At 44.0% G+C, this 23,337-nt stretch carries 21 protein-coding genes; 7 read left to right on the top strand and 14 right to left on the bottom strand.

The features are described 5' to 3' along the window. Window positions 1-72: 72 nt before the first annotated feature. Window positions 73-2,373, bottom strand: a complete 2,301-nt coding sequence (locus K0I62_RS05960; RefSeq protein ID WP_220070570.1) for a penicillin acylase family protein — start codon at window positions 2,371-2,373, stop codon at window positions 73-75. 121 nt (window positions 2,374-2,494) lie between these two features. Here K0I62_RS05960 and K0I62_RS05955 point away from each other — a divergent pair, with 121 nt between their 5' ends. Next, a complete protein-coding gene (locus tag K0I62_RS05955) occupies window positions 2,495-2,746 on the top strand; it encodes a hypothetical protein (RefSeq protein WP_220070569.1) in 252 nt (83 codons plus the stop codon). A gap of 169 nt (window positions 2,747-2,915) precedes the next feature. Here K0I62_RS05955 and K0I62_RS05950 read toward each other — a convergent pair whose 3' ends face one another. Continuing rightward, the gene (locus tag K0I62_RS05950; RefSeq protein ID WP_220070568.1) at window positions 2,916-3,503 is read right to left on the bottom strand and encodes a lipid-binding SYLF domain-containing protein; all 588 of its coding nucleotides are present in this window, start codon (window positions 3,501-3,503) and stop codon (window positions 2,916-2,918) included. A 340-nt stretch (window positions 3,504-3,843) separates the two neighbouring features. On the opposite strand from K0I62_RS05950, the gene K0I62_RS05945 reads away from it, so the two are divergent. Next, on the top strand, window positions 3,844-4,641 hold the full coding sequence (locus tag K0I62_RS05945; protein ID WP_220070567.1) for a molybdate ABC transporter substrate-binding protein: 798 nt from the start codon (window positions 3,844-3,846) through the stop codon (window positions 4,639-4,641). A gap of 222 nt (window positions 4,642-4,863) precedes the next feature. Here K0I62_RS05945 and K0I62_RS05940 read toward each other — a convergent pair whose 3' ends face one another. The 3 genes from K0I62_RS05940 to K0I62_RS05930 form a co-directional block, all read right to left on the bottom strand. After that, window positions 4,864-5,394, bottom strand: coding sequence for an outer membrane beta-barrel protein (locus K0I62_RS05940; RefSeq protein WP_220070566.1), 531 nt, complete (start codon window positions 5,392-5,394; stop codon window positions 4,864-4,866). Between the two features lie 256 nt (window positions 5,395-5,650). After that, complete coding sequence (locus K0I62_RS05935; RefSeq protein ID WP_220070565.1) at window positions 5,651-6,403, bottom strand: cytochrome b/b6 domain-containing protein; 753 nt, start codon at window positions 6,401-6,403, stop codon at window positions 5,651-5,653. A gap of 138 nt (window positions 6,404-6,541) precedes the next feature. Next, window positions 6,542-7,453 carry a choice-of-anchor H family protein gene (locus K0I62_RS05930; RefSeq protein WP_220070564.1) on the bottom strand — a complete coding sequence of 304 codons (912 nt, stop codon included), beginning with the start codon at window positions 7,451-7,453 and terminating at the stop codon, window positions 6,542-6,544. A gap of 382 nt (window positions 7,454-7,835) precedes the next feature. Between K0I62_RS05930 and K0I62_RS05925 the strand changes: the two genes are divergently transcribed. Genes K0I62_RS05925 through K0I62_RS05915 form a run of 3 tightly spaced genes read left to right on the top strand, consistent with a single transcriptional unit; the run spans window position 7,836 to window position 10,159 of the window. After that, entirely contained in the window at window positions 7,836-8,066 is a 231-nt protein-coding gene (locus K0I62_RS05925; RefSeq protein WP_258405094.1) for a PepSY domain-containing protein, read from the top strand. A gap of 22 nt (window positions 8,067-8,088) precedes the next feature. Beyond that, a complete protein-coding gene (locus K0I62_RS05920; protein WP_220070563.1) occupies window positions 8,089-8,769 on the top strand; it encodes a response regulator transcription factor in 681 nt (226 codons plus the stop codon). A gap of 1 nt (window position 8,770) precedes the next feature. After that, window positions 8,771-10,159 carry an ATP-binding protein gene (locus K0I62_RS05915; protein ID WP_220070562.1) on the top strand — a complete coding sequence of 463 codons (1,389 nt, stop codon included), beginning with the start codon at window positions 8,771-8,773 and terminating at the stop codon, window positions 10,157-10,159. 349 nt (window positions 10,160-10,508) lie between these two features. On the opposite strand, the gene K0I62_RS05910 is transcribed toward K0I62_RS05915, so the two are convergent. The 9 genes from K0I62_RS05910 to rlmN form a co-directional block, all read right to left on the bottom strand. Then, a complete protein-coding gene (locus tag K0I62_RS05910; protein WP_220070561.1) occupies window positions 10,509-10,817 on the bottom strand; it encodes a hypothetical protein in 309 nt (102 codons plus the stop codon). 512 nt (window positions 10,818-11,329) lie between these two features. Next, complete coding sequence (gene der, locus K0I62_RS05905) at window positions 11,330-12,799, bottom strand: ribosome biogenesis GTPase Der (RefSeq protein WP_220061483.1); 1,470 nt, start codon at window positions 12,797-12,799, stop codon at window positions 11,330-11,332. Between the two features lie 94 nt (window positions 12,800-12,893). After that, a complete protein-coding gene (bamB, locus tag K0I62_RS05900) occupies window positions 12,894-14,081 on the bottom strand; it encodes an outer membrane protein assembly factor BamB (protein WP_220070560.1) in 1,188 nt (395 codons plus the stop codon). A gap of 9 nt (window positions 14,082-14,090) precedes the next feature. Further along, window positions 14,091-14,714, bottom strand: coding sequence for a tetratricopeptide repeat protein (locus K0I62_RS05895; protein WP_220070559.1), 624 nt, complete (start codon window positions 14,712-14,714; stop codon window positions 14,091-14,093). Between the two features lie 14 nt (window positions 14,715-14,728). Further along, window positions 14,729-16,000, bottom strand: coding sequence for a histidine--tRNA ligase (gene hisS / locus K0I62_RS05890; protein ID WP_220070558.1), 1,272 nt, complete (start codon window positions 15,998-16,000; stop codon window positions 14,729-14,731). Between the two features lie 170 nt (window positions 16,001-16,170). Then, window positions 16,171-17,289 carry a flavodoxin-dependent (E)-4-hydroxy-3-methylbut-2-enyl-diphosphate synthase gene (gene ispG, locus K0I62_RS05885; RefSeq protein ID WP_220070557.1) on the bottom strand — a complete coding sequence of 373 codons (1,119 nt, stop codon included), beginning with the start codon at window positions 17,287-17,289 and terminating at the stop codon, window positions 16,171-16,173. A gap of 19 nt (window positions 17,290-17,308) precedes the next feature. After that, entirely contained in the window at window positions 17,309-18,247 is a 939-nt protein-coding gene (locus tag K0I62_RS05880) for a RodZ domain-containing protein (RefSeq protein WP_220070556.1), read from the bottom strand. Next, complete coding sequence (gene pilW, locus K0I62_RS05875) at window positions 18,247-19,035, bottom strand: type IV pilus biogenesis/stability protein PilW (protein ID WP_220070555.1); 789 nt, start codon at window positions 19,033-19,035, stop codon at window positions 18,247-18,249. The genes K0I62_RS05880 and pilW overlap by 1 nt, the downstream gene beginning before the upstream one ends. Before the next feature lie 32 nt (window positions 19,036-19,067). After that, the gene (gene rlmN / locus K0I62_RS05870; protein WP_220070554.1) at window positions 19,068-20,189 is read right to left on the bottom strand and encodes a dual-specificity RNA methyltransferase RlmN; all 1,122 of its coding nucleotides are present in this window, start codon (window positions 20,187-20,189) and stop codon (window positions 19,068-19,070) included. 143 nt (window positions 20,190-20,332) lie between these two features. On the opposite strand from rlmN, the gene K0I62_RS05865 reads away from it, so the two are divergent. Together K0I62_RS05865 and K0I62_RS05860 are read left to right on the top strand one after the other, a co-directional pair. Next, window positions 20,333-21,439: a CNNM domain-containing protein gene (locus K0I62_RS05865; protein ID WP_220070553.1), complete on the top strand. Its 1,107-nt coding sequence runs from the start codon at window positions 20,333-20,335 to the stop codon at window positions 21,437-21,439. A gap of 155 nt (window positions 21,440-21,594) precedes the next feature. Continuing rightward, window positions 21,595-23,331 carry a bifunctional metallophosphatase/5'-nucleotidase gene (locus K0I62_RS05860; protein WP_220070552.1) on the top strand — a complete coding sequence of 579 codons (1,737 nt, stop codon included), beginning with the start codon at window positions 21,595-21,597 and terminating at the stop codon, window positions 23,329-23,331. The last annotated feature ends 6 nt before the right edge of the window (window positions 23,332-23,337 follow it).

Genomic DNA, 23,337 nt, shown 5'->3' with positions numbered 1-23,337 from the left:
ATAACGCTAGTTCGATAGAGAGTAAAAACCAGCTTAGGCTCGTTTTTTACTCTCTAGCACTCTGTATCTTTGTTAGTTTACTGGTTGCAGCACTAAACGCGCCTGAATCGCTGCAGGCAATAAAGGCGTAGCGACTTGATCGGCATACTCATCAAACCCTGCATGGTAATAAGGCGATAGCGGATGCCCAGATTGCCCGCCAGGAATGGTGAGAACAGCTTGAGACTCAAGTCCTGGTTGCACAATAAAACGCTGCGAAGCGCCAAAGCTTGAACTCTGCACGGCTGGCATAAAGGTATCGCCAAAACCCGCCACCTTAGGCATATCGAGCAACGCACTCAACAGCGGCATCTGCTTGCTAAAAGGATGCCGAATATGCAAGGTATTGACCCTGCCCCATGCCAGATCTTGATAGTTAGCAGAGTCACTATATGTCTCTAATAAGCGTTCGGTTGAATCCACATAATTTGCTATGACAAACTCATCCCAAGAGGCATATTCCGATGCCAACCAGCTTTGCGGTTGCTCACTTAACAGCTGCCATATGGCGGGTTCTAGATAACGCTTTAAGACCGACAAGCTAAGCTCATGTTGTTGAAGCACACTTTCAACCGGCGAAAACGCTGCATCGATAAGCCGATTTCTGAACGATTTAACCAAGGTGAAACCAACAGAATCACTACAGGCACACTCTTTCCACTGTCTAAGATACTGAATATCTATAGCAAATCGTTGAGGTTGGGACATTAACGCATTAACAAGATGCTCCTGCCAGGGCCGGTAAAAATGCGCCTGATTATCGAGCTGAATGCGATAGAAATCAGCCTCGTCAAACTGTTTCTGCTGTTGTAATCGGTCGCGGATCTGAGCACTTCTTGCCCCAAGCGCGTAGCCGCCATCCCCAAAACGCAAAGCATCCTTAGTTGACATTACCCGAGCGTTTGCACTCCAAAGCAGGCCATTGTCTGGGTTATATTCTCTAGGCAATTGAGATTCATCCTGATGCCAATTAACCGCTTGTACCTCGGCCGAAGGTTGCGCTACATCAGCAGGATTGGTTCTAGCAGGTATCGCTCCTGCGGGTTGCCAACCGACATTCCCCTTATCATCGACAATCAATAGATTTTGCACTGGGACGCCAAATGTTTTAGCCAACTCAAGCCCTTGCTCTGCGCTGCTAATGGTTTCTAACCCCATTAATTCCATATCAACGGCATAATCTTGATGCGCAACCCAAGAAAGTGCGTATTGCTTTTCGCCATAGGTCTTAACTGGGCCAAAACGTGACATAGAGATCGGATAATCCACAACAGAATCGGGCAGACGAATCATTTCCTCTTCTATCGTTAGCGGCTCACTATCATCTATTGCGATCCAATCGGCAGTGTCGATATAAGCATTGGTAAAGCCCCAGGCAATCTTACCATTTGACCCCACAACAATTGCAGGAGCCCCAGGCAGAGACACACCTGTAACTTGTACATTTTGACCGACTGCATCAGGATAATTAAGCTGGGATCGATACCAAATAATCGGCACCGCAAATAAGAGATGCATATCATTGGATAACATGGCGCTGCCTGACTCGGTATGCTCGCCTGTGACCGCCCAGTTGTTGCTGCCAACCTCTTCAAGATCTGCAATCTCAACATCAAATCGATGAGCGAGCATGTTCGGTTCTATCGCTGGCATAGGTGGGGGATCTGAGGGAAATAGGCTGTTATCCAGCGCCGCCTGATAATTGGACGTCTGAGTAATAAACAGCCGCATCGGCTGACCAAATAGACGCTCGACCATAGTCAGGGTTATATCTCGATTGATGGTATTACCTTGAAGATCTAAATACATGCTATAAATAACAAGCAGGCTATCAGCAGGTTGCCACGGTTTCGGTGACGTTCCAGTTAAGACATATTCAAAAGATTTTAACCTCTGCTCAGCAATCGCCTGATTTACACCATCGCTGTAACGTGCAAGCAACTGCTGCTGAGCCGTCGGCAACTGAGCAAGGATCTGTTCAGCTCTTTTTCGCAACTGATGAAATCGATGACGCTTATCAAACTTTATTGCAGCAGGTCCGAAGATCTCAGCTAGCTCACCAGCCGAATTACGCCGCAATAGATCCATCTGGAAGAAGCGGTCTTGCCCATGGGCAAAACCCAGTGCAAAAGCCACATCTTGGCGGTTTTCTCCACGAATGACAGCAGTGCCCAAGCGATCTCTTTTGATCGTGACAGGCGCGACTATCTGGCGAACCTTTAGCTCTCCAGAAAGTTGCGGCAAACTAAGATGTAGACCGACATAAATGGCGGCTATCACTAAAAATAAGGCAGTAAGCAATCCGAGCGTTATAATTTTTATTATTTTAATCATAGAGTAACGCCAATATCCTTTTCACTTACGTTACTATATCTAAGTTAAGCAGATGTTAGAAATTCTTTTTTTAAAGGCACTCTATCATTTATTAAGCCGTCATTAAGAGCAAACCGTTATTATGGCAAAACCGAATAAGAAAGGGCCCACTAGGACTGTTGAGATCCTCTGTGGTCAGTGTAAAACTAAGTTATTTAAATACCGTAAAGATGGAAAGGGAGCATTGGTTAAATGCTTTAAAGAACGTATCGTCGAAGACTACACCCAAGTCGCCTGTATTTGCCCAAATTGTCAGCAGCGTTTTGCCAGAGAAACCTTGGTCAGAGGCGTCCCTGCTTTTAAAATCATTGGCGGAAAAGCGGTGTTGAAGTGAATCACTCTGTTTAATTTATTACAGAAAACCGAGTGCGCAATCCAATAGCTCCCCTTAAGGCTAATTCAAGGCTTTCAGATTTTTTAACTTTCGCTTTATGGGCTTGAGGATCATAGCTCAAGCCCAATAACGTCACTTAACAAAAGTGCGTTCTAACGCTTAATAGGCCCTAGTCGGCATTCTGCATAAAATCTTCACTAAAGTCGGTTTTCCAATACTTATATCCTTGTACCGTTGCCTGAGCCGCTGCACCCATCAAGTTAACTTGGTAGGTTTTTACACCATCGATATCAACAGATTGATTCACCGAAGCTTGCTCCCCGTTATCGTCATACTTTGCGCTGGCTTCAGCTTGCGCCTGCCCCTCGTAGCCAGACTCTTTAAAACGTTTTACCGCCCCCGCCTTCATAAATGCTTGGACAAATGCCACCTGCTTCCAGCCGATCCCAGCACCAACACCACCTGTCGCAAAACGATAGTATGACGTTTTGCCCTTTTCAGTAAGCACACAAACACCGCCGCCAGTAGATAATGCAAATAGATAACTATTACTGCCAGTGCAAACCACATGAGCCAATGCCCCAGCAACTGCCGGCCTTGCACCTGGATGCTCTTTATAAATTTCCTGCAACGCATCTTGAGTCGCTTTACGCGCGTTAGCTTTCTTTACTTCAGGTGTATTACCTGTTGCACAACCCGCCAATAATGTTGGAAACAATAGCGCTACAAGCACCTTTTTTGTCGAAAATGTAAACATACCTACTCTCTATTAACTGTGTCGCAAAAAACGACAAGCAAAAATAACCTATTGAAATAAAATAAATTTAGCCAACCACGCAATATAATTGATTGACAATATTATGCAACTTATCGTTTTTAATATGAGAATTTTGTGCATATTTGAGCTTGTTAATGACATCGAATAAATAAGCAAATCTAATCGTTCAATCCATTTGCCATTGCGACATTTTGTCTATCACAATCATTAATTTCGCGATCCTTACAGCAAGTTATTCATCTCATCAATAAAGGCTATTGTCGCTTAACAAGAACTAAGGTTTGATAGTTACCAATATTAGTAACAGGAATTATTGAGCATGAAACATAAATGGATTTTAAGCCCTCTGTTGCTCGCGGTATTTAGCGGCAACATTTCAGCCCGAGAAGCGCCCATTGAGTTTAGAGCCGCAGGCAGCTTGAAAGCCGCCATGACGGATATCGTCAATACATACCAACACAGTAACAAGATTGATGTTTCTACCCAATTTGCCCCCTCGGGGTTGTTGCGTAAACGAATTGAAGGCGGTGAGAAGGTTGACCTATTTGCATCAGCAAATATGAAACACCCAACCGCTTTGAACAACGCAGGTCTCAGCAGTGCAGTGGTGATGTTTGCCCGCAATAAGCTTTGTGCCTTAGCCCAACCAGAAGTAAGCGTAACACCTGCGACCTTACTTGAGCAGATGCTAAATGACACCATTCGGTTAGGCACTTCGACTCCCAAAGCCGATCCCGCCGGCGATTACGCTTGGAAAGTCTTTGAACGCGCGCAGCAGATTCAACCTAATGCTTTTAAACTACTCAGTGACAAAGCCCTACAATTAACTGGCGGCCCAACCAGCGCTAAGGCACCAGATGGAAGTAATCCGTATGCTTGGGTGATGGAAAACAAACAAGCAGATATCTTCCTAACCTACTGTACTAATGCGGTATTGGCCAAAAAACAGGTATCCAAACTGCAGATAATTGCACTACCCGATAATCTCAGCGTCGGTGCAAATTATGGCTTAACAGCGATCAAAGGTGCCAGACCTCAAGCAAATGAGTTAGCCGAGTTTATTATTTCGCCGCAAGGCCAAGCCATTCTCGCTAAGTACGGCTTCGACGCACCGTGATGGCTAATAAAAAAATGTCCCATCCTGATTTTATTGAACCAGTAGCGTTTGCTGCTGATCTTTTTTGTGTACTTGATTTGGCGTTTTCATCCCTCAAGTTTAAGTGCGGTCTAATCTCATTCGCTTTTATCTCACCACAAAAAATGCAGCCTGTTGGCTGCATTTTTAAACGAATAGATTTTTGGGCTTGATAAAATAACTCGCTATCGCGAAAACTCGACACTAGAACTGATAATGTATCCCTAAATAAACATTACCAAGATCGCTATCGACGGTTTCTTCTAGCCCGCTGGCATCTAAATCGGTATAAACCATTTCATAAGCGATTCGCACATTGACCTTGTTACTAAAAGCCATATTAAAACCAGCGCCCCACAACCAACCAATACCATCATAATCCAAATCGGCTTCAACCTTAGTGGATGCTGCACCAGCCTTAATAAACATCGAATAGGTATCATTAAAATAATGATGAAACTTAGCAGCAAGCGAGATGTAATTAGCCTTCACGTCACCATTATCAACGTAATTATCTGTCATCATATAAGCAGCTTCTAGCGCAAAATTCTTACTTGTATAATAACCAGCATATACACCATAACTTATTGCATCCTCGTCAAACTCACCCGCCTTTAACTGTGAGTTACCCGCCATAGCACCAAGATAATAACCTTTGATGTCAGCAACTGCCGATACAGGATTTGATGTCAAAGCGCCGAGCAATGTAAGTGTAAGTATCAGAGTTCGCTTCATTATTCCCCCAATGGGATATTAACAAGTACCTAACATACTAGACTAAAAATAATGAGAAATTAAGTCTTTAACGTATTAATTGTGGACCTTTTTTGTCTAACCCGATTATTGATATTTAAACCAATAAACGGTTATTTGGCTCGCCCGCTAAACTCGGACTTAATCACGTATAAAAAATTGGATACAACCTATGCTGTACCCAACTAATTAAACTAAAACAGTGCCTTTTCTTTTGATTTTTTAAGCTCAAACAATGCTAGTCTTCAGGCGGTCGATTCAAGCGTTTTTTACCCGATATCATTGCCGAAACCAAACCGGGTTGGTGCTTTATCTCAGCAACTATCACACCAGCAATATGAACTAAAATAATTAAAATCAATAAATAAACGCTATAGACATGCACTTCGCCAGCCAGAGATTTAAATGGTTTTATCTGCGCCACTTTTTGATTATCAACACCTGTCTCATCATAAGGCTTTAACGAAGCGCCATCGACACCGTTCGCCGCAATATAGTCACTAACCAGTCCACCAAGTGGCGGATAATAAATATCGGTTCCCGCACGAATAAGGCCCGTAAACATAATCGTAACCAACAGCACCATCATTGCGAATACTGCTAAATTGCCCACGGGATTGTGATGCAGATATTGCGGTGATGCTCCCTGCTTCAATTTCGCTTTATAAGCTAATACCGCTGAAAAATTTGGCAGCATTTTAGATAAACGGGCGCTATTTGAACCAATGCAGCCCCACACTAATCTAACGACCAAGTTAACAGCAAATAGGTAACCGACAACAACATGAAGCTCCTTAAGCTTAACCTTTGCTTCTAAACCACTAATCCCCAATTCACCTTTAAACAGCATAATGGCACCAATAAAAATTAGCGCCATGACACACGATACATTTATCCAATGAAACAATCGTGTAGGTCGATCCCACACTCGATAGACTTTGACTTGTTCACAACTTACTTGTTCACGACTTGCATCTTGATCCTGCGCCATATTGCCCCCTGCATATAAAGAATATCCCCCCTAATATACGCTCATATATGACAATTTTTTGTGAAATATCATTTACCTTGCAAAAAGATTATTAAGAAAAGAATAACGAAAGCTTCACTGGGCTATGTTTCATCACTATTAGTGACGAAACTTAGCCGTCACTCGCCTAGTGATGGCAACCATAAACAGAATTAGCATCCCCAATATTGATGTCACGCCCCCCGCAGTCACTTCAATAACCTCTTCATAAAAATCGCGATCGGCACTTTCTAAGGGTAAACCATAAAGCTCGTCGAGATCATCGCTGCTAACCGTTGCCACAATGTCGCTGTAACCGACCTCATATAGATCGATCAAAACATCATAGTGATCAGTTGGGTAACCTGCATGTAAGGTCGTCAACACCTCAAAATCATCATCACTCACATCATCAACAATGGTGAATACATCAGTCGTATGATAGAGCTCCCACGGGCCGCCGTTTCGACTCAAATAAAGATCAGCGTAGACATCAGCGCGCTCACCCACATAAAAGCTATGTACATCGGCATCAAATGTCACACTAAAGGTGCGGAAAAAGCCATCGTAGTCAATATCTTCAAACAAACGACTACTCGCCTCATAGATAGAGAATTCATGATAAATGCCCGCATTCAAACGCTGGGATGCCGAGCGAAGTTTCTCGGTTTTATCCCCCCCAGATTGACGCTCAGCAATCACTTGCTCGCGGGTCTTTCGTTTATCAGGAGTCAACTGAACCAGCTTAAGTTGCTCTGCAGCTAACTGCTGAGCTGCGTTCATTGGCTGCGCGGTGCGGCTAAACGGCTGCTGTTCGTCGCTCAAGCCTTGCACAATACTTACCGATACAGAGCTCATCGTATCTGTACTTTCTGCAACGGTATTTTCAACAGCGGTATTGTCGGCCGCAACCGCAAGGGGCGAACTCAAGCCAAGCAGTAAAACACTCGGTAAGATCCTTAGATTAAGCAGCGATATTGTTGATTTAAACGCCGCGACTGCGTTTTGAGTAAGCTGAGTGATTGTTTGCATAATCAATCTCCATTTTGAACTGTTATCTTATCGTTGCATCTATTAAAACCCGCCCAAAATGAACATAAGCTGAACGATAAAATATCGTAAATTCAGCATGATGATGTAAAAAGACCATTCAGCTAATATTCATTTTCATTTGGGGATAATAAAGGGTAAGCATCATTTTACGAATGCAAAAGCCATAGAAGGGATAGCGATATGACAGGAGTAAAATAAAACCTAAGTAGGTTGATATGTTTCTTATTTTTATAGGATCTTTTACACTGAGCAGACAATAGGAATACAGGTACTTTTGATGAGAATTGCACTGATATTGATAGCATCATTTTGCTTTTTGCTTCCCTCTTATGGGAATGCATCAAGCTATGGGTTATCGACGATGGCAAGTAGCATGTTAATCGCTGCTCAAAAAAACCAACCCAATCTCAGAGTCAAAAACCGTCAACAAGCGACCCAAATGGTTAAAAGCCAATACGGTGGTAAAGTGCTCAGTGTTCAATCAACTAAGGTCAATGGCAATCCTGGATATCGCGCTAAGCTGCTAAGCGCTGATGGTGTCGTTTTTTATGTATCAATTGACGCCGTAAGCGGGCAAATGAGTAGACGTTAAACTGATATCTAAGGAAAAACAAATGCGATTACTACTGGTTGAAGATGATTTAGCGCTACAAGAAAACTTAAAACAACATCTGCTTGATGCCAATTACACCTTAGATGTGGCCTGTGATGGTGAAGAGGGATTATTTCAAGGAGTAGAATACAGCTATGACGCAGCTATTATTGATGTGGGTCTACCGAAACTAGATGGCATTGCACTCATTAGCCAATTGCGTGCTCACGGTATTGAGTACCCCATTTTAATCCTAACCGCACGAGACAGTTGGCAAGATAAAGTCGAAGGACTAGATGCCGGAGCCGATGACTATCTCACTAAACCTTTTCATCCTGAAGAGTTAATCGCGCGCCTCAAAGCACTTATTCGTCGCTCAGCTGGAAAATCGAGTCCACTCATTCAAAACGGTTTATTCAGCCTCAATACCAGCAGCCATGAAATCAAAGCTGGAGAGCTGCAGATTAATTTAAGTGGCTCAGAATACAAGCTATTTGAGTATTTCATGCTCCACATTGGTGAAGTGAAATCCAAAAGTGTGCTTATTGAGCATATTTATGATCAAGATTTCGATTTAGATTCAAATGTCATCGAAGTATTTATTCGCCGTTTACGTAAAAAACTCGATCCTGATAATAAACATGGCTTAATCGAAACCTTAAGAGGCCAAGGGTATCGTATGCGACAACTGGCTAACGATTAAGATGTCGATGAAGATGGTTAACCAACCCACGAAGCTATTCAACTCACTTAGCACCCGCTTAATGCTAAGTGCCATGCTGCTTATTGTGGTGCTATTGCCCATCATAGGTCTCGCGCTTAACAACGCCTTTAAACAACAGGTAATGATTAATATTCAAGATCAACTCAGTGCCTACTTATATTCAGTGCTAGCGGTGACTGACATGGAAGATGGCGAACTGCTAATGCCTGAGCGCCTATTAGAAAACCAATTTAATGTCATCAACTCGGGGCTATATGCGTTAGTATCCGAGCAAGTAAGTAAGGCCTCTAGCAGCAAAGTGATATGGGCATCTAACTCATTTTTAGGTCTAAGTGAGCCACCGCGGTTACCTAATCCTGACGTAGGAAGTGGTGACTTTAGTCAAATCGACATCGATGGTAAAACCCATCTTATCTACAGTTTTAGCGTTCGTTTTGCAGTCGCAACTCAAACCCCATCAGATACGCCTATTACCGTGCATATCATTAAAGATTTTGCCACGGTCTCGGAACAACAACAGGCTTTCAGTCAACACCTTTGGAGTTGGTTATTGTTGCTGATGTTAGTGCTTCTCACCATTCAAATCGCTTGGTTACGCTGGACATTAAAACCCCTTGCTCGCTTTAAATTAGAATTACAATCAGTGCAGCGAGGAGAGTCATACCAATTAACGGGTCAATATCCGACAGAATTACAAGCCGTAGCCAAACAACTAAATACCTTGTTGATCACCGAACAACGTCAGCGCAGCCGCTATCGTAATGCACTCTCTGATTTAGCTCACAGCCTGAAAACCCCCTTGGCGGTCATCCAGAGCCAAAAAGAGTTAAGCAAAACCTCTATCGAGCAAGTAGAACAGATCAACCGCACCATAGGCCACCAGCTAAAACGTGCTCAAAGTGCGGCTGGTAGTGCATGGCACTTAGGGGTAAAGATTAAAGATACATCTGACAAGCTGCTACGTACACTCGCCAAAATCCACTCAGGAATTAGCCTCGACTATAGTACTCCTCCTAATGAGTTAACGGTTTTTTATGGCGATCAAAGTGATTTAACAGAGATGCTAGGCAATCTGCTAGATAACGCTTGTAAAGCAGCCAAAGCTAAAGTGACCCTGAGCATTAACGAATCCAACGACAAACTCATTATTTGCATCGAAGATGATGGCTTAGGGGTTAATCCTGAGTTACGGCAGTCGATACTCGAGCGAGGCACACGCACCGACACCTATGAAAAGGGCCATGGTATTGGTCTCGCAATTGTACGGGATCTTGTAGAAAGCTACCAAGGGGAACTGGCAATCGATCAATCTGACGCACTTGGTGGCGCGCGCTTCCAAATAAGCTTTACGCAGCAAAGTGAGCTCTAAAAATAACAAAGTGAGTTAAAGCCGCTAAAACTGCACTAGTAAAGATGTATCACATAGACCAGCAGCCTAACACCGAGTCATCAATCGCTTTAATTTAGCCCTTACTAGGAAAATTTTTAGTACAAATAAAGCAAACCTTCGCATAAAGGGGCTGGCATCTTCTACTCGGATTAATAGGAATGGAGCTCTGTATATAGAACGAACTGACGGGAGCCTACGTGTATTGTGTCCCGCTGACTTGGTTTGTTAGGTGATTTCATCGTAACAGAAACCCGGGCCGGCGGCTCCATCATGTGTAATAGGCGAGTGTAATAGGCGAGTGTTATCGCTGAGCGATAACATCTTTATACTAATTGGTTCCGCAAGGAGATGACTTATCTTTGCGATACGCGCTCTTCGCAATCTTCTCTATTGCATCGAGTCTTCGGTTGATATGTGAAAACCCTAAACCCAGCCACACTATAATGGACGAAATTAATGTGCCTTGAGCGCCATCAGTCACAAAGGGCATTAGCGTTAAAACGACGGCAAAAGCCAACAACACTTTATGCCAAGTAGGCAATTTACCAGCCACTTTTTGCCATAACTCCTGATGTTTGACCTGCTCGATATAGTCTGCACCACTGTTAAATTGCAGTTGTTCACGACGACTTTCCATGTGTCCACCTTATTATCCAATAATATCTATAAGTACACTAATTACTTCAAAAACTAATCACTTAGAGACTAATCACTTAAAAACTAATCACTTAAAAACTAATCACTTAAAAACTAATCACTTAAAAACTAATCACTTAAAAACTAATCACTTAAAACAGTAAGCAACTTAAAACAGTAAGCAACTTAAAACAGTAAGCAACTTAAAACAGTAAGCAACTTAAAACAGTAAGCAACTTAAAACAGTAAGCAACTTAAAATAGTAAGCAACTTAAAATAGTAAGCAACTTAAAATAGTAAGCAACTTAAAATAGTAAGCAACTAGTGTATTAGCCCATCGGGGCCCGTGGCAAGTCATTCGTCATCAAGGTCCATTCAACTAAATATTAAAACGCAAAGTTATCTCAATTCAAATACTCAAGACAAATAATTAAGGTAAATAATTAACCCGCAATCAACAAAAAGACCAGCTATAGCAGCTGGCCTTCGGTGAAATAATGCTAAATGATTAGACTACTTTTTACTGTCTTTAATGTGACTCATCATTCGCTTACGACGACGCTCTTGGCTCACGGTCAGCTTCTTGCTGTTCATGCCCTCAAACGGGTTGCCCCCCTCTTGGAAACGCACTTGAATAGGCGTGCCCATCACTTTGAGTGAACGACGATAGTAGTTCATCATAAAGCGCTTGTATGAATCTGGCAGCTTCTTAACCTGATTACCGTGCACCACAACGATTGGTGGATTATAACCACCCGCATGGGCATATTTAAGCTTAACGCGACGACCATTAACCAAAGGTGGCTGGTGATCATCTTGTGCCATCTGCATGATACGAGTCAGCATTGAGGTACTGACGCGGCGCGTTGCACTCTCGTACGCTTCTTGCACAGATTCAAATAAGTGTCCAACGCCAGTGCCATGTAGCGCCGAGATAAAGTGAATACGAGCAAAGTCGATGAAACCTAAACGGCGGTCGAGCTCGCTCTTAACTCTGTCTTTGATCTCTTGATCGATACCATCCCACTTGTTTACTGCAATAACCAAGGCTCGACCTGCGTTAAGGGCAAAGCCCAATAGTCCTAAGTCTTGCTCGGCGATACCTTCACGGGCATCGACGATAAGTAGCACGACGTTAGCATCTTCTACCGCTTTCAAGGTTTTGATCACCGAGAACTTCTCGACGGTCTCATGCACCTTACTACGACGACGGACACCGGCAGTGTCGATGATCACATATTCTTGGCCATCACGTTCAAGCGGAATATAGATACTGTCACGAGTGGTCCCCGGCTCATCGTAAACAACAACCCGTTCTTCACCTAAAATCCGGTTAGTTAAGGTTGATTTACCAACGTTTGGCTTACCAATAATGGCCAACTTAATCGGCAAGTCTTGCAGACGCTTTTGTTCAGCTTCTGCTTCCTCTTCGGTATATTCACGCTCTTCTTCTGGCTCTTGCTCGTCACCATCGCGAGTTAGACCTAGTGCTTCGGCATATGGCGCTAACGCATACTCGATCATGTTGGTCACGCCACGGCCTTGAGACGCCGCCATTTGGTAGACTTCACCTAAGCCTAGCGCCCAAAATTCACCGCACGCAGAATCAGCATCGATACCATCGACCTTGTTGGCAACAACAAACGTGGTTTTTTCACGACGGCGCAGATGCGCAGCAATCGCTTCATCAGCCGACGTTAAACCCGCACGAGCATCAGTTAAAAACAGCACGACGTCCGCTTCTTCGATAGCCGCAAGCGATTGCTCTGCCATACGGGTTTCGATGCCCTCTTCTGTACCGTCGATACCGCCAGTATCAACCACAATAAACTCATAACCCGATAGGTGAGCGCGGCCGTACTTACGATCCCGAGTCAGTCCAGGGTAGTCTGCTACCAAGGCATCTCTGGTGCGCGTAAGACGATTGAACAGGGTCGACTTACCTACGTTTGGTCGGCCAACTAGGGCCACAACTGGAATCATTTTCTTGCCTCTAATCTACAAATCTTTTTGAAAATCTTAAATAAAAAGCCCCCAGAACTAACGTCCAGGGGCCTTTAAAACTGTAAAGCTCGCCTTATGGAAGCGTTATTCTAGCAACCTTACCACCACGCGTCTGTACATAGATTTTATCATCTATTACTAGCGGCTGGCTAAATAAACCTGAACTATCCACTTCGACACGGCCAACAATTTTACCATTAGTACGATCGATAAAGTGTAAATAACCTTCAAAGTCACCAACAACGAGGTAATCTTTGAACACGGCAGGCGATGTCAGATCGCGGTTACCCAACTCAATGTTAGACCAGTTTTCTAAGCCATTACGTTTATCTACTGAGTAGATACGACTATGATCATCAACCACAAACAGGCTTAACCCTGACGAGACTAACTCATTAAAGCTTGAATACTTACGGCTCCAAACGATACGTCCACTGCGCAGCTCCATCGACACTAAGTTACCATTGTAACTTACCGCATATAGGTTTTCTCCGCTAACGAGGGGCTTCATATCGACATCAGCCATACGAGTAAACTCGTTACCGCCTTTAGGAGTGTAAATCGGTTGTTCCCATGCAGCTTGACCGTTATTTTTTACGATAACTGCCACTTTCCCATCAGCGGTACCGACGAAAAACCCGCCCGCTTCATAGGCCGCAGCCCCCGTTCCACGCAAGGTCAAAGTGGGAAGTTTGCTCTCGTAAGTCCACAGCTTTTCACCATCATCAACATTAAATGCCTCAAGGGTTCCAGAGCTAGTGCTAACCACAACCACATCTTCGCCCACTGTTGGCGCCGACAATAACTCACCACCCGCAACAACGTCCCAGATAGGCTCACCGGTTTCAGCGTTTAACGCAGCAAAAAAGCCACTCTCACCACCAACGAATACTTTATCTCTAGCAGCGGTAACACCTGCGGCTAAACGTGCACCATGATTTTTGGCAAGAGGTCTGTCTCTAAAAGAGTCACTAATATCGGTATCCCAAACCTGTTCGCCAGTCTCTTCGTTAAACGCAATTATTTGCCCATAACGATCAACAACAAAAAGTTTTCCGTACCTCACAGCAGGTCGAAGAGCTGAGTAATAGTCACCGACACCATGGCCGATATTGGCACTCCAACTTACTTCAGGGAATACGCTAGCCTCGATCTCTGGTAATGGACTTACGGGTTCCTCTTCAATATCATTTGAAGCACACGCAGACAATAAGCCAATGCTTAACCCGCATGTGAGTAACGTTTTGCACCAAGACTTCATGGGCTATCCTTATGCCTTATTCAGGTTATCAAGCTTCATTTGAAGCGCTGGGCTCGACGCTGCGCCACCATTATCTATAGCAGCTTTGTAGGCACTCTTCGCTTTATCTGATTCGCCTTGACGTACTAGAAAATCACCTTTTAGTTCGTCACGTTGCACCGAAAATTCTGGTGCAGAGACTTGGTCTAAAGTGGCAATAGCGGTAGCAAACTGCCCTTGCTCTGCTTGCACTCGAGCCAATCGAAGCGTTGCAACGGCGACGAGTCCTTCATCGACATTATCGGCAACCACTTGTTTCAGTGACTGCTCAGCTTTAGCTAAATCGCCCGCTTCGACAGCCGCTTTCGCCACGATCAGTTCAAGTAGTGCTTGATAGCCTTTTTGACTTTGGTAGTCTTTGGCAAAACTATCAGCCGCAGCAAGCATAGTCGAATCCGATTTAACTGAATTGCTGACCGCTTGAAAGGTTTCTGACGCTTCTTCCGCCTGAGCCACCTTATAATCTGAATAATAGTTCCAGCTATATAGACCGCCTAAACCAACAACGGCCCCGATGACAATCGAGCTGCCATAGTCTTTCCAGAACTGTTTGATAGCATCAACTTGTTGTTCTTCTGTGCTATAAATTTCCACTTTAATCTTCCCCTTTAAATCAGCTCTGCAATGTAAGTCGCTAACGAATCACGCGCAACTAATTGTTGTTCTTTGTCTTCACGCAGATATTTAACCGCCACTTGATTATTAGCAAGTTCATTCTCACCAATCACAATCGCAACGAGGGCACCGCTTTTATCGGCACGTTTCATCTGCTTCTTAACGTTACCACCGCCACAATGACTCATGACTTTAAGGCCTGCAATCTCTCTCAATTGCTGCGCAACCTTTATCGCTTCAACTCGGCAGTTATCGCCCATCGCGGTAACATACACGTCAACAGCGCCGCGGACGTCATCGGTCAGCTCAAGCGTTTCTAACATCAAAACGATACGCTCTAACCCCATAGCAAACCCGACAGCTGGCGTATCCTTACCACCTAACTGGCCTACTAGTCCATCATAACGACCACCAGCAAGCACGGTACCTTGGGCACCTAAACTATCTGTAACCCATTCAAATACTGTGCGATTATAGTAATCTAAACCACGCACTAAGCGTGGGTTAATGGTGTATTTGATACCAACTGCGTCAAGTAGTTCACATAAATGTGAAAAATGCGCCTTGCTCTCTTCGCCAAGGTAATCCATCAGCTCGGGGGCGTCGGCTAATAATGCTTGTACATCTGGATTTTTAGTATCTAGCACACGCAGCGGATTGGTGTACATACGGCGCTGGCTATCTTCATCGAGCTGCTCTTTGTACTGCTCGAGAAAAGCAATTAATGCATCACGATATACTGCTCGTTCTGCTGCATCGCCAAGAGTATTAAGCTCAAGCTTAACATGCTCGCTAATGCCTAATTTCTGCCACAGACGCGCCGACATCATCAATACTTCAGCATCAACATCTGCGGTTCCAATGCCATACACCTCAACACCGAATTGATTAAACTGACGGTAACGTCCCTTCTGTGGACGTTCGTGACGGAACATAGGTCCCATGTACCACAAACGCTGCTCTTGGTTATACAACAAGCCGTGCTCGTTGCCTGCGCGAACCGTAGAAGCCGTGCCTTCTGGACGTAACGTGAGATAGTCGCCATTACGATCGGCGAAGGTATACATCTCTTTTTCAACGATGTCAGTGACTTCGCCAATTGAACGCTTGAACAGATCGGTACTTTCAACAATCGGCGTTCTAATCTCGCTGTATCCATAAGCCGCTACGGTATCTCGTAGTACAGCTTCTAGTTTCTGCCATAAAGGACTTTGTGTTGGCAGAATGTCGTTCATTCCGCGTATCGCTTGGATCTGTTTTGCCACTGTTAACTCGTCCGAAATTAGCTATAAAAATAAAAAAGCGCCCCGCATTATAGGCGCATCAATAATAAACGCAAAACTGACGATAAACGTCAGTGACCTAGGACACAACCTCAATCTTTTACAGGGTTGCGACCCAGGAGTTTAATCACTTCAGGCTCACGCTAACAGTCTTACGACTGAGTCACGTCAGTCGCTGGAATACGGGCATTAATCGTTGCCACTTTTGCACGTATTTTTGCTTCTAATTGATCAACGATATGCTCGTTATCGAAACGCTCTTTCTGACGCACACCATTGTCAAAATATCCACTCTTACGGTTACCACCAGTAAGGCCTATATCAGACACTAACGCTTCACCAGGACCGTTAACAACACAGCCGATAATCGACACATCCATCGGCGTAACAACATCCTCTAGACGTTGCTCAAGCGCATTAACCGTAGCGATGACATCAAACTCTTGACGAGAACAGGAAGGACAAGCGATAAAATTAATGCCACGAGATCGAATACGCAGTGACTTTAAAATATCGAAGCCAACTTTAATCTCTTCAACTGGATCGGCAGCTAATGAGATTCTGAGAGTATCACCAATCCCTTCAGCCAATAACATACCTAGGCCGACAGCGGATTTAACCGACCCTGCTCTGGCACCACCGGCTTCGGTGATCCCAAGGTGTAGCGGTTGTTTAATCTGTTTGGCGAGTAATCGATAGGATTCGACTGCTAAAAATACATCAGAGGCTTTAACGCTGACCTTAAACTGGTCAAAGTTTAGCCTATCTAAAATATCCACATGACGCATGGCAGACTCGAGCAGCGCTTCTGGCGTCGGCTCTTTGTACTTGTCCATGAGATCTTTCTCTAATGAACCGCCATTGACCCCAATACGAATAGGAATATTCTTATCTCTAGCACATTCAACAACGCTGCGGATCCGCTCTTCGTTGCCGATATTACCAGGGTTAATGCGCAAACAATCGACACCATATTCAGCCACTTTTAGGGCAATACGGTAATCGAAGTGAATATCGGCAATCAGCGGGATATTAGTCTGCTGCTTAATCAACTTAAATGCTTCGGCCGCATCCATAGTCGGTACCGATACTCTAACTAAATCGGCACCGACTTTTTCTAATGCACGGATCTGGGCGACGGTGGCCTCAACATCGGTAGTACGAGTATTGGTCATCGACTGCACAGCAATAGGGGCGCCATCACCAATAGGTACATTACCCACATAAATTCGTGTCGATGGACGTCTAATGATTGGAGACTCGTTGTACATCTTAATTTACTCTTCTACTTCAAAGATTGGTGGAGCTCGTTAGTGTTAGCCGAGCAACTCTACCCTTTGGGTATTTTGTCAAATCGACACTTTCACCATTGATACTCAATTCGAGGGACTGTGGCGCACCGAGTATAATGTTAAACGGCTCTTGGCCAACAACATTAAGCTCACTTCCCGCAACTTTAAGCCCATCAACCAGCGTATTCCCTAGCGCGTCGGTCAATTTAATCCAGCAATCACCAGCTAGTTTCATCGCTACAGCAGAACCGTTGCCCTCACTAGCATCACTTTCTGAGGATGGATTAGTCGCTGTAGGTTGCTCATCAACAGTATTGGCTGAACTCTCTTGTGCTTGGTTCAATCCGCTACTCTCGGTGAGGACTTGAAGCTCAACCCCAGTCTCAGCTTCTAACGACCCCTCTGCTGGCTCAGTAGATTTATCGAACAAGGCTGGGCGGGCTTCATCAGTTTCAATTTCTGCCACTTCTTCGACAGTCAGTTTTGACAAATCAACGCCAGACATCATCTCTGATTTTTGCAGCCACCAAACAACCAACAATGCTAACAGGGTAAAAATGATGAAATAGGTCACCATCATTAACCAACCATCTCTGGCCTGACGTGTCGTTTTACGTGAAAAACTTTGCATAGTTGGCGAGTCAGCTACAGGAAAATACTGAGCCAACGCCGCGTTAACGACCTCTTTATCGAGGCTAACGATACGGGCATAGTTCTTAACGTAACCTTTGACATACGTTGCTGAAGCAATATTTGAATAATCATCGGCTTCGATGTCAGACACAATAGACGGCCGCAAATGCAACTGCTCAGCGATCTGTTCGATACTTAAGCCTTGTGTTTCGCGAGCCTCTTTAAGCAATGCTCCCAATTTGGGGGCTGCTTCCTTTATATTTTCTGCATCATCCTTGAGCATCTCAGTTTGATTATCAGTCATTAGTGCATACTTGCTCTATACTGCTTAGCCTCATAGGAAGCGGGAAATTTAGCCAGTAGTAATATACCAAATTTTCTTACTGCTTCCGAATCATTGAGGCCTTGCTCAATTTTAATTCCTAGCGCTAAACTTTGCGCCGACTCTGGCACGACTCGATGATAACGCGCTAACCCTTTTTTCGCTTCTGAATATCGACCAAGTTCCAGATCAATTTCAGCTAATTCTAATAGCGAGGTACCGCGGCGTGGATCGTAGTTCAATGCCATTTCAAAATAACGTTGTGCCTTTGGCAGATCTCCCGATTTTCGGGTACATACACCTAAGTTTTCATAACTCGATGCCGAACTGGTGTATTTGGGCATTTTAACCGCTTTGAGAAACATCTCTTCTGCTTGCTTATATTTCTCTTGCTGGCATAAAAATACGCCAAAGTTATTCATTGAATCTCCAGTGGCGTCACGGGTGTTAATGGCATCACGATAAGACTTCTCAGTCAACTCTAGTTCGCCAACTGATTGATAATAATAGGCTAGCGCAATATGCACATCTTCAAGATTTGGAGCAAATTCGAGCGCTTTATCCAAATTATATTTGGCTTGCTCACTATTACCTTTACGTAGGTAAGTCAGCCCCAACTGAACACGCTGACGCGCTGCGGCGGCATTATCAAATACTTTCTCAGTCACAGGGACATCTGTGCCGCTATAGGTTCGTTCTGTAACACAGCCTGACATCACCATAGATGTCAGGATGATCAATATCGAAATTTTTGGCTTTTTGAGCTTCATTAGCAAGCCTATCTTTTTGCAGATACAATAAGTTAGTTTATTGTGACTGAAATCTGACTATCTTGCATGCGTTTTTTCGCTAAACGTTTAGTTCTATCTCTAATATCCCCCGCAAGCTGTCCACACGCTGCGTCGATATCGTCTCCGCGCGTCTTGCGTACGATAACGGTTAAGCCATATTCCATTAGCACTTTAGAAAACCTGTCAATACGTGAATTCGATGAACGACCATAAGGTGAGCCTGGATACGGATTAAACGGAATTAAGTTAATCTTACACGGGGTATCTTTCATTAGCTTAGCAAGCTCATGGGCTTGATCTGTGCTGTCGTTAATATGATCTAACATCACATATTCAACGGTGACACGGCCGCGGTTAGCGTTTGACTTAGCTAAATAACGACGAATAGCCGCTAAAAAGTCTTCCAAAGGGTACTTTTTATTAACGGGTACTAATACATCACGCAATTCATCATTTGGCGCATGAATACTCACCGCCAAGGCCACATCTAAATTATCACCCAAGATATCGAGTGCTGGCACAACCCCCGAAGTCGATACCGTAACGCGACGTTTCGATAGGCTAAAACCAAAATCGTCGAGCATGATATCGATAGCAGGCATGACATTTTTAAGGTTAAGTAGTGGCTCACCCATTCCCATCATAACGACGTTTGAAATTGGACGTTCGCCAGTCTCTTTTTGAAACCCTAGGAAATGAGAAACGCGCCAGATCTGACCGACAATTTCAGATACAGTTAGGTTACGGTTAAAGCCTTGCTGAGCCGTCGAGCAGAAAGTACACTCCAGCGCACAGCCCACTTGCGAAGATACACACAGCGTCGCTCTATCTTCCTCTGGAATATAAACCGTTTCAACCTCTTGGCCATTGCCAACGTTAATCGCAAACTTAATGGTGCCATCGGTTGATTTTTGATAACTAGAAATTTCAGGAGCAACGATTTCGCAGCGCTCGGCAAGTTTTGCCCGTAGCGCTTTATTGATATTCGTCATCTGTTCGAAGTCACTTTCGCCAAAATGATACAACCATTTCATCAATTGATCAGCACGAAATGGCTTTTCACCCATCTCGGAAAACAATGCTCTTAATCCTTTACGATCAAGATCCAATAAATTGATCTTCTTTCCACTCATTTCGACTAACCTCAAACCAAACCTGCCACAGGGCGGCGAATTATACAGATACCAGCAAATTTTAGCCAGCAACGAAATAGACTATGATAGAATTGCGGCCGAGCTAATGTTGGCTCGTTACTCGGAGTTATTTTACCTCCCCCATGATAACCCTTATTGTTATTATCTTTTTCGCTATTGGGATCTCGTTTCTCTGTAGCGTGTTCGAAGCAGTGCTTCTATCTGTAACACCTAGTTATATTGCTACTTTAAAAGAGGAAAATCCTGCGGCAGCGGAGCGTTTAAACCGACAAAAGGCTAACGTTGAATCGCCACTGGTATCGATTTTAACACTTAATACCATAGCACACACAGTGGGTGCTGCGGTGGCTGGCGCACAAGCAGCTAAAGTGTTTGGCGATGAGATGTTAGGTGTCTTTTCTGGTGTATTAACCTTCTTAATTCTATTCTTTTCAGAAATTATTCCAAAAACATTAGGCGCGAACTATTGGCGTACATTGGCACCAAGCGTATCGCTAGTACTCGTGTGGATGGAACGCCTGACCAAACCATTAATTTGGATGTCTCAACAAGTTACTCAATTAATGGGAAAAGGTGATGATGGATCTTATATTCGCCAAGAGATGAGTGCCATGGCGAAAATCGGACACGAATCGGGCGAACTCGATGAACAAGAGTCAAAGATTTTGACTCAAATGTTGTCAGTTAAAGAGATGCCAGTTACAGCGATAATGACTCCCAGAACCGTCATGTTCAGTTTAAATGCCGAGTTGACCCAGCAAGAGTTCTCAAAGCAACATCAAAAATGTCCATTTACTCGAATTCCTATTTTCGAAGAAGACAGAGATAACATTATTGGTTATATCAACCGCAATGCGATTTTGCTTGCAGAGCGCAAGACGCCTGAAGCGTCCATATCTGTGCTAAAGCGGAACTTACTTATCGTGCCAGAAACAGCAAAAATATTGCCGTTATTCGAACTGATGATTAAACGTAGTACTAAAATTGCGATGATCGTAGATGAATATGGCAGTAACCAAGGCATTGTTACGCTTGAAGATATTATTGAGTCTTTACTAGGGCTTGAGATTGTCGATAGCAACGATCCTGTGACAGATATGCAGCAGCTGGCTCGTAAACTGTGGCAAAGGCGCATGACTCATAAAGGCATTCGCCTCTCTGATGACGGTGCCGATGGCAGTAACGATCACCTTGGTGATGACAAGCCTCAAGACATAGTCATAAAGTAAATAATCACCAACTGATCGCGATAAAGTAATTGATAATAAATCAATTACTGAGTTTACGGTAAACATCAGAACCAAGACTCAAAGGGAAGCTAATGCTTCCCTTTTTCATTTAGGCCAATTGCGCTATAATCCTTTCCCCCACAAAAGAGGCCTACATGACAGTTAGATATACCCTAAAGCTTGCGCATATTAACGACACCCATTCACATTTTGACCCATCGCGGGTGCAATTTCTGCTAACCCAAGACAATAAGCAATATGAAGTTTATTCTCAAAGCGGCGGCTATGCGCGCATCGGATATCAAGTTGAACTTGCAAGGCAAAAGGCCAATCAGGCACAGCAAAGTTTTCTGTTCCTCCATGGCGGCGATAGTTTTCAGGGAACCCTCTACTTTAGTCAGTTTAAAGGTGTAGCCAACGCCGATCTGCTAAATCGATTAAAGCCAGATGCGATGGTACTGGGTAATCACGAAATTGATGCTGGAAATGAGCCAGTTAAAAATTTCTTGGACAACATCCAATTTCCTTTGTTAGCAGGCAATATGGATCTCAGTCAAGAAGAGCTCAGCAAAAATGCGCCCCTGTCTAAGCATCCACGTTTGTATGACTATGATCATCTAACCCAAACGGCAAAAGTGCTATTAAAGCCGATTGGCGATAAACAATTGGCCATTATTGGCATCACCCTAGATCAGATGAAAGAGATCGCACGCCCCGACGACGACACCCTGTTTGCCAATGCGATAGAAACCACGGCCAATACCGTTGCGTTACTCCATCAGCAGGGAATAAAGCATATTGTCTTGCTGAGTCATCTTGGTTTCGATAAGGACAAGCAGTTAGCTACTGAAGTCGATGGCATTAGCCTTATCATTGGCGGTCATTCACATACGCTACAGGGTGATTTTAAACAACTTGGGATTAACGCTCTTCCTTATGGTGCATCGGTTAATAACACACCTATTATTCATGCTGGGAAATATGCTGAAACCTTAGGGCTTTGTGATATCGAATTTGATCGAGAAGGACATGTTATCTCCCTTGTGGGCGGTAACTATTTCATGCTTGATAGGCATTTATTAATTGAGTCTGATGAACAAATTGCAGCCGATGATTACCAACAGCTAATGAACAAACTATCCGCGCATCCCTTTATATTATGGGATGAAGAGGACGAATCAATTACCGAAGTGATTCAATCTAAATATCATCCAGCACTCACAGCACTTGAACATCAAATACTGGGATTTATTCCCAAAAATCTAGTTCACACTCGGTTACCAAGCAAAGCCTTACCCCATGGCAGTGAGATAGCCCCCTGGGTATGCAAGAGTATCTATCACGAAACTCAGCGAATAACAGATCAGGTTGATTTCGTTCTTCACAACGCTGGGGGCGTTAGGCAATCATTAAACAAAGGCGCCGTTACTATGGCCGATGTGTTAGGTCGTCTACTTCCTTTTGCATTGCCGCTGGTGAAATATCGTATTCAAGGTAAATATCTTTGTCAGGCTATCGAATCGGCGATTAACTCTGCCACTAACAACAGTATTACGGGCACAGGGGCTGGAAGTTTTCCCTACACCTATGGATTACGCTACTACTATGATGGTCGTAAAGAGAAAGGCTCTCGTGTAGTAAAGCTAGAAGTTTTAGTGTATCAAGATGCCGTAGAGTGCTGGCAACAGATTGATACTGTGGCTTTTTACTATGGCGTTTCATCGGCGTATACCGCGTCTGGTAAAGAGGGATATCAGGCATTACTCAATGCTGAGTGGCAAGAAGAGATCACAGAGCTAACGCTTCCAGAAGCCTTTATTCGTTTCATGTCTCGTGAACAGGGGCTTAATGGTCAATTAACTCCACATGTCGAATATACCAGCCACCTTTAAGTAAAC

Source organism: Shewanella psychrotolerans (assembly GCF_019457595.1).
Lineage (GTDB): Bacteria > Pseudomonadota > Gammaproteobacteria > Enterobacterales > Shewanellaceae > Shewanella > Shewanella psychrotolerans.
Note: the sequence above shows the minus strand (reverse complement) of the source record. Positions and strands in the feature narration are given on the sequence as shown.

What these genes read in the sequence shown, in the direction of transcription:
- K0I62_RS05960 (WP_220070570.1), bottom strand. Translation starts at nt 2,373, where the DNA reads ATGATTAAAATAATAAAAATTATAACGCTCGGATTGCTTACTGCCTTA.
- K0I62_RS05955 (WP_220070569.1), top strand. Translation starts at nt 2,495, where the DNA reads ATGGCAAAACCGAATAAGAAAGGGCCCACTAGGACTGTTGAGATCCTC.
- K0I62_RS05950 (WP_220070568.1), bottom strand. Translation starts at nt 3,503, where the DNA reads ATGTTTACATTTTCGACAAAAAAGGTGCTTGTAGCGCTATTGTTTCCA.
- K0I62_RS05945 (WP_220070567.1), top strand. Translation starts at nt 3,844, where the DNA reads ATGAAACATAAATGGATTTTAAGCCCTCTGTTGCTCGCGGTATTTAGC.
- K0I62_RS05940 (WP_220070566.1), bottom strand. Translation starts at nt 5,394, where the DNA reads ATGAAGCGAACTCTGATACTTACACTTACATTGCTCGGCGCTTTGACA.
- K0I62_RS05935 (WP_220070565.1), bottom strand. Translation starts at nt 6,403, where the DNA reads ATGGCGCAGGATCAAGATGCAAGTCGTGAACAAGTAAGTTGTGAACAA.
- K0I62_RS05930 (WP_220070564.1), bottom strand. Translation starts at nt 7,453, where the DNA reads ATGCAAACAATCACTCAGCTTACTCAAAACGCAGTCGCGGCGTTTAAA.
- K0I62_RS05925 (WP_258405094.1), top strand. Translation starts at nt 7,836, where the DNA reads ATGGCAAGTAGCATGTTAATCGCTGCTCAAAAAAACCAACCCAATCTC.
- K0I62_RS05920 (WP_220070563.1), top strand. Translation starts at nt 8,089, where the DNA reads ATGCGATTACTACTGGTTGAAGATGATTTAGCGCTACAAGAAAACTTA.
- K0I62_RS05915 (WP_220070562.1), top strand. Translation starts at nt 8,771, where the DNA reads ATGTCGATGAAGATGGTTAACCAACCCACGAAGCTATTCAACTCACTT.
- K0I62_RS05910 (WP_220070561.1), bottom strand. Translation starts at nt 10,817, where the DNA reads ATGGAAAGTCGTCGTGAACAACTGCAATTTAACAGTGGTGCAGACTAT.
- der (WP_220061483.1), bottom strand. Translation starts at nt 12,799, where the DNA reads ATGATTCCAGTTGTGGCCCTAGTTGGCCGACCAAACGTAGGTAAGTCG.
- bamB (WP_220070560.1), bottom strand. Translation starts at nt 14,081, where the DNA reads ATGAAGTCTTGGTGCAAAACGTTACTCACATGCGGGTTAAGCATTGGC.
- ispG (WP_220070557.1), bottom strand. Translation starts at nt 17,289, where the DNA reads ATGTACAACGAGTCTCCAATCATTAGACGTCCATCGACACGAATTTAT.
- K0I62_RS05880 (WP_220070556.1), bottom strand. Translation starts at nt 18,247, where the DNA reads ATGACTGATAATCAAACTGAGATGCTCAAGGATGATGCAGAAAATATA.
- pilW (WP_220070555.1), bottom strand. Translation starts at nt 19,035, where the DNA reads ATGAAGCTCAAAAAGCCAAAAATTTCGATATTGATCATCCTGACATCT.
- rlmN (WP_220070554.1), bottom strand. Translation starts at nt 20,189, where the DNA reads ATGAGTGGAAAGAAGATCAATTTATTGGATCTTGATCGTAAAGGATTA.
- K0I62_RS05865 (WP_220070553.1), top strand. Translation starts at nt 20,333, where the DNA reads ATGATAACCCTTATTGTTATTATCTTTTTCGCTATTGGGATCTCGTTT.
- K0I62_RS05860 (WP_220070552.1), top strand. Translation starts at nt 21,595, where the DNA reads ATGACAGTTAGATATACCCTAAAGCTTGCGCATATTAACGACACCCAT.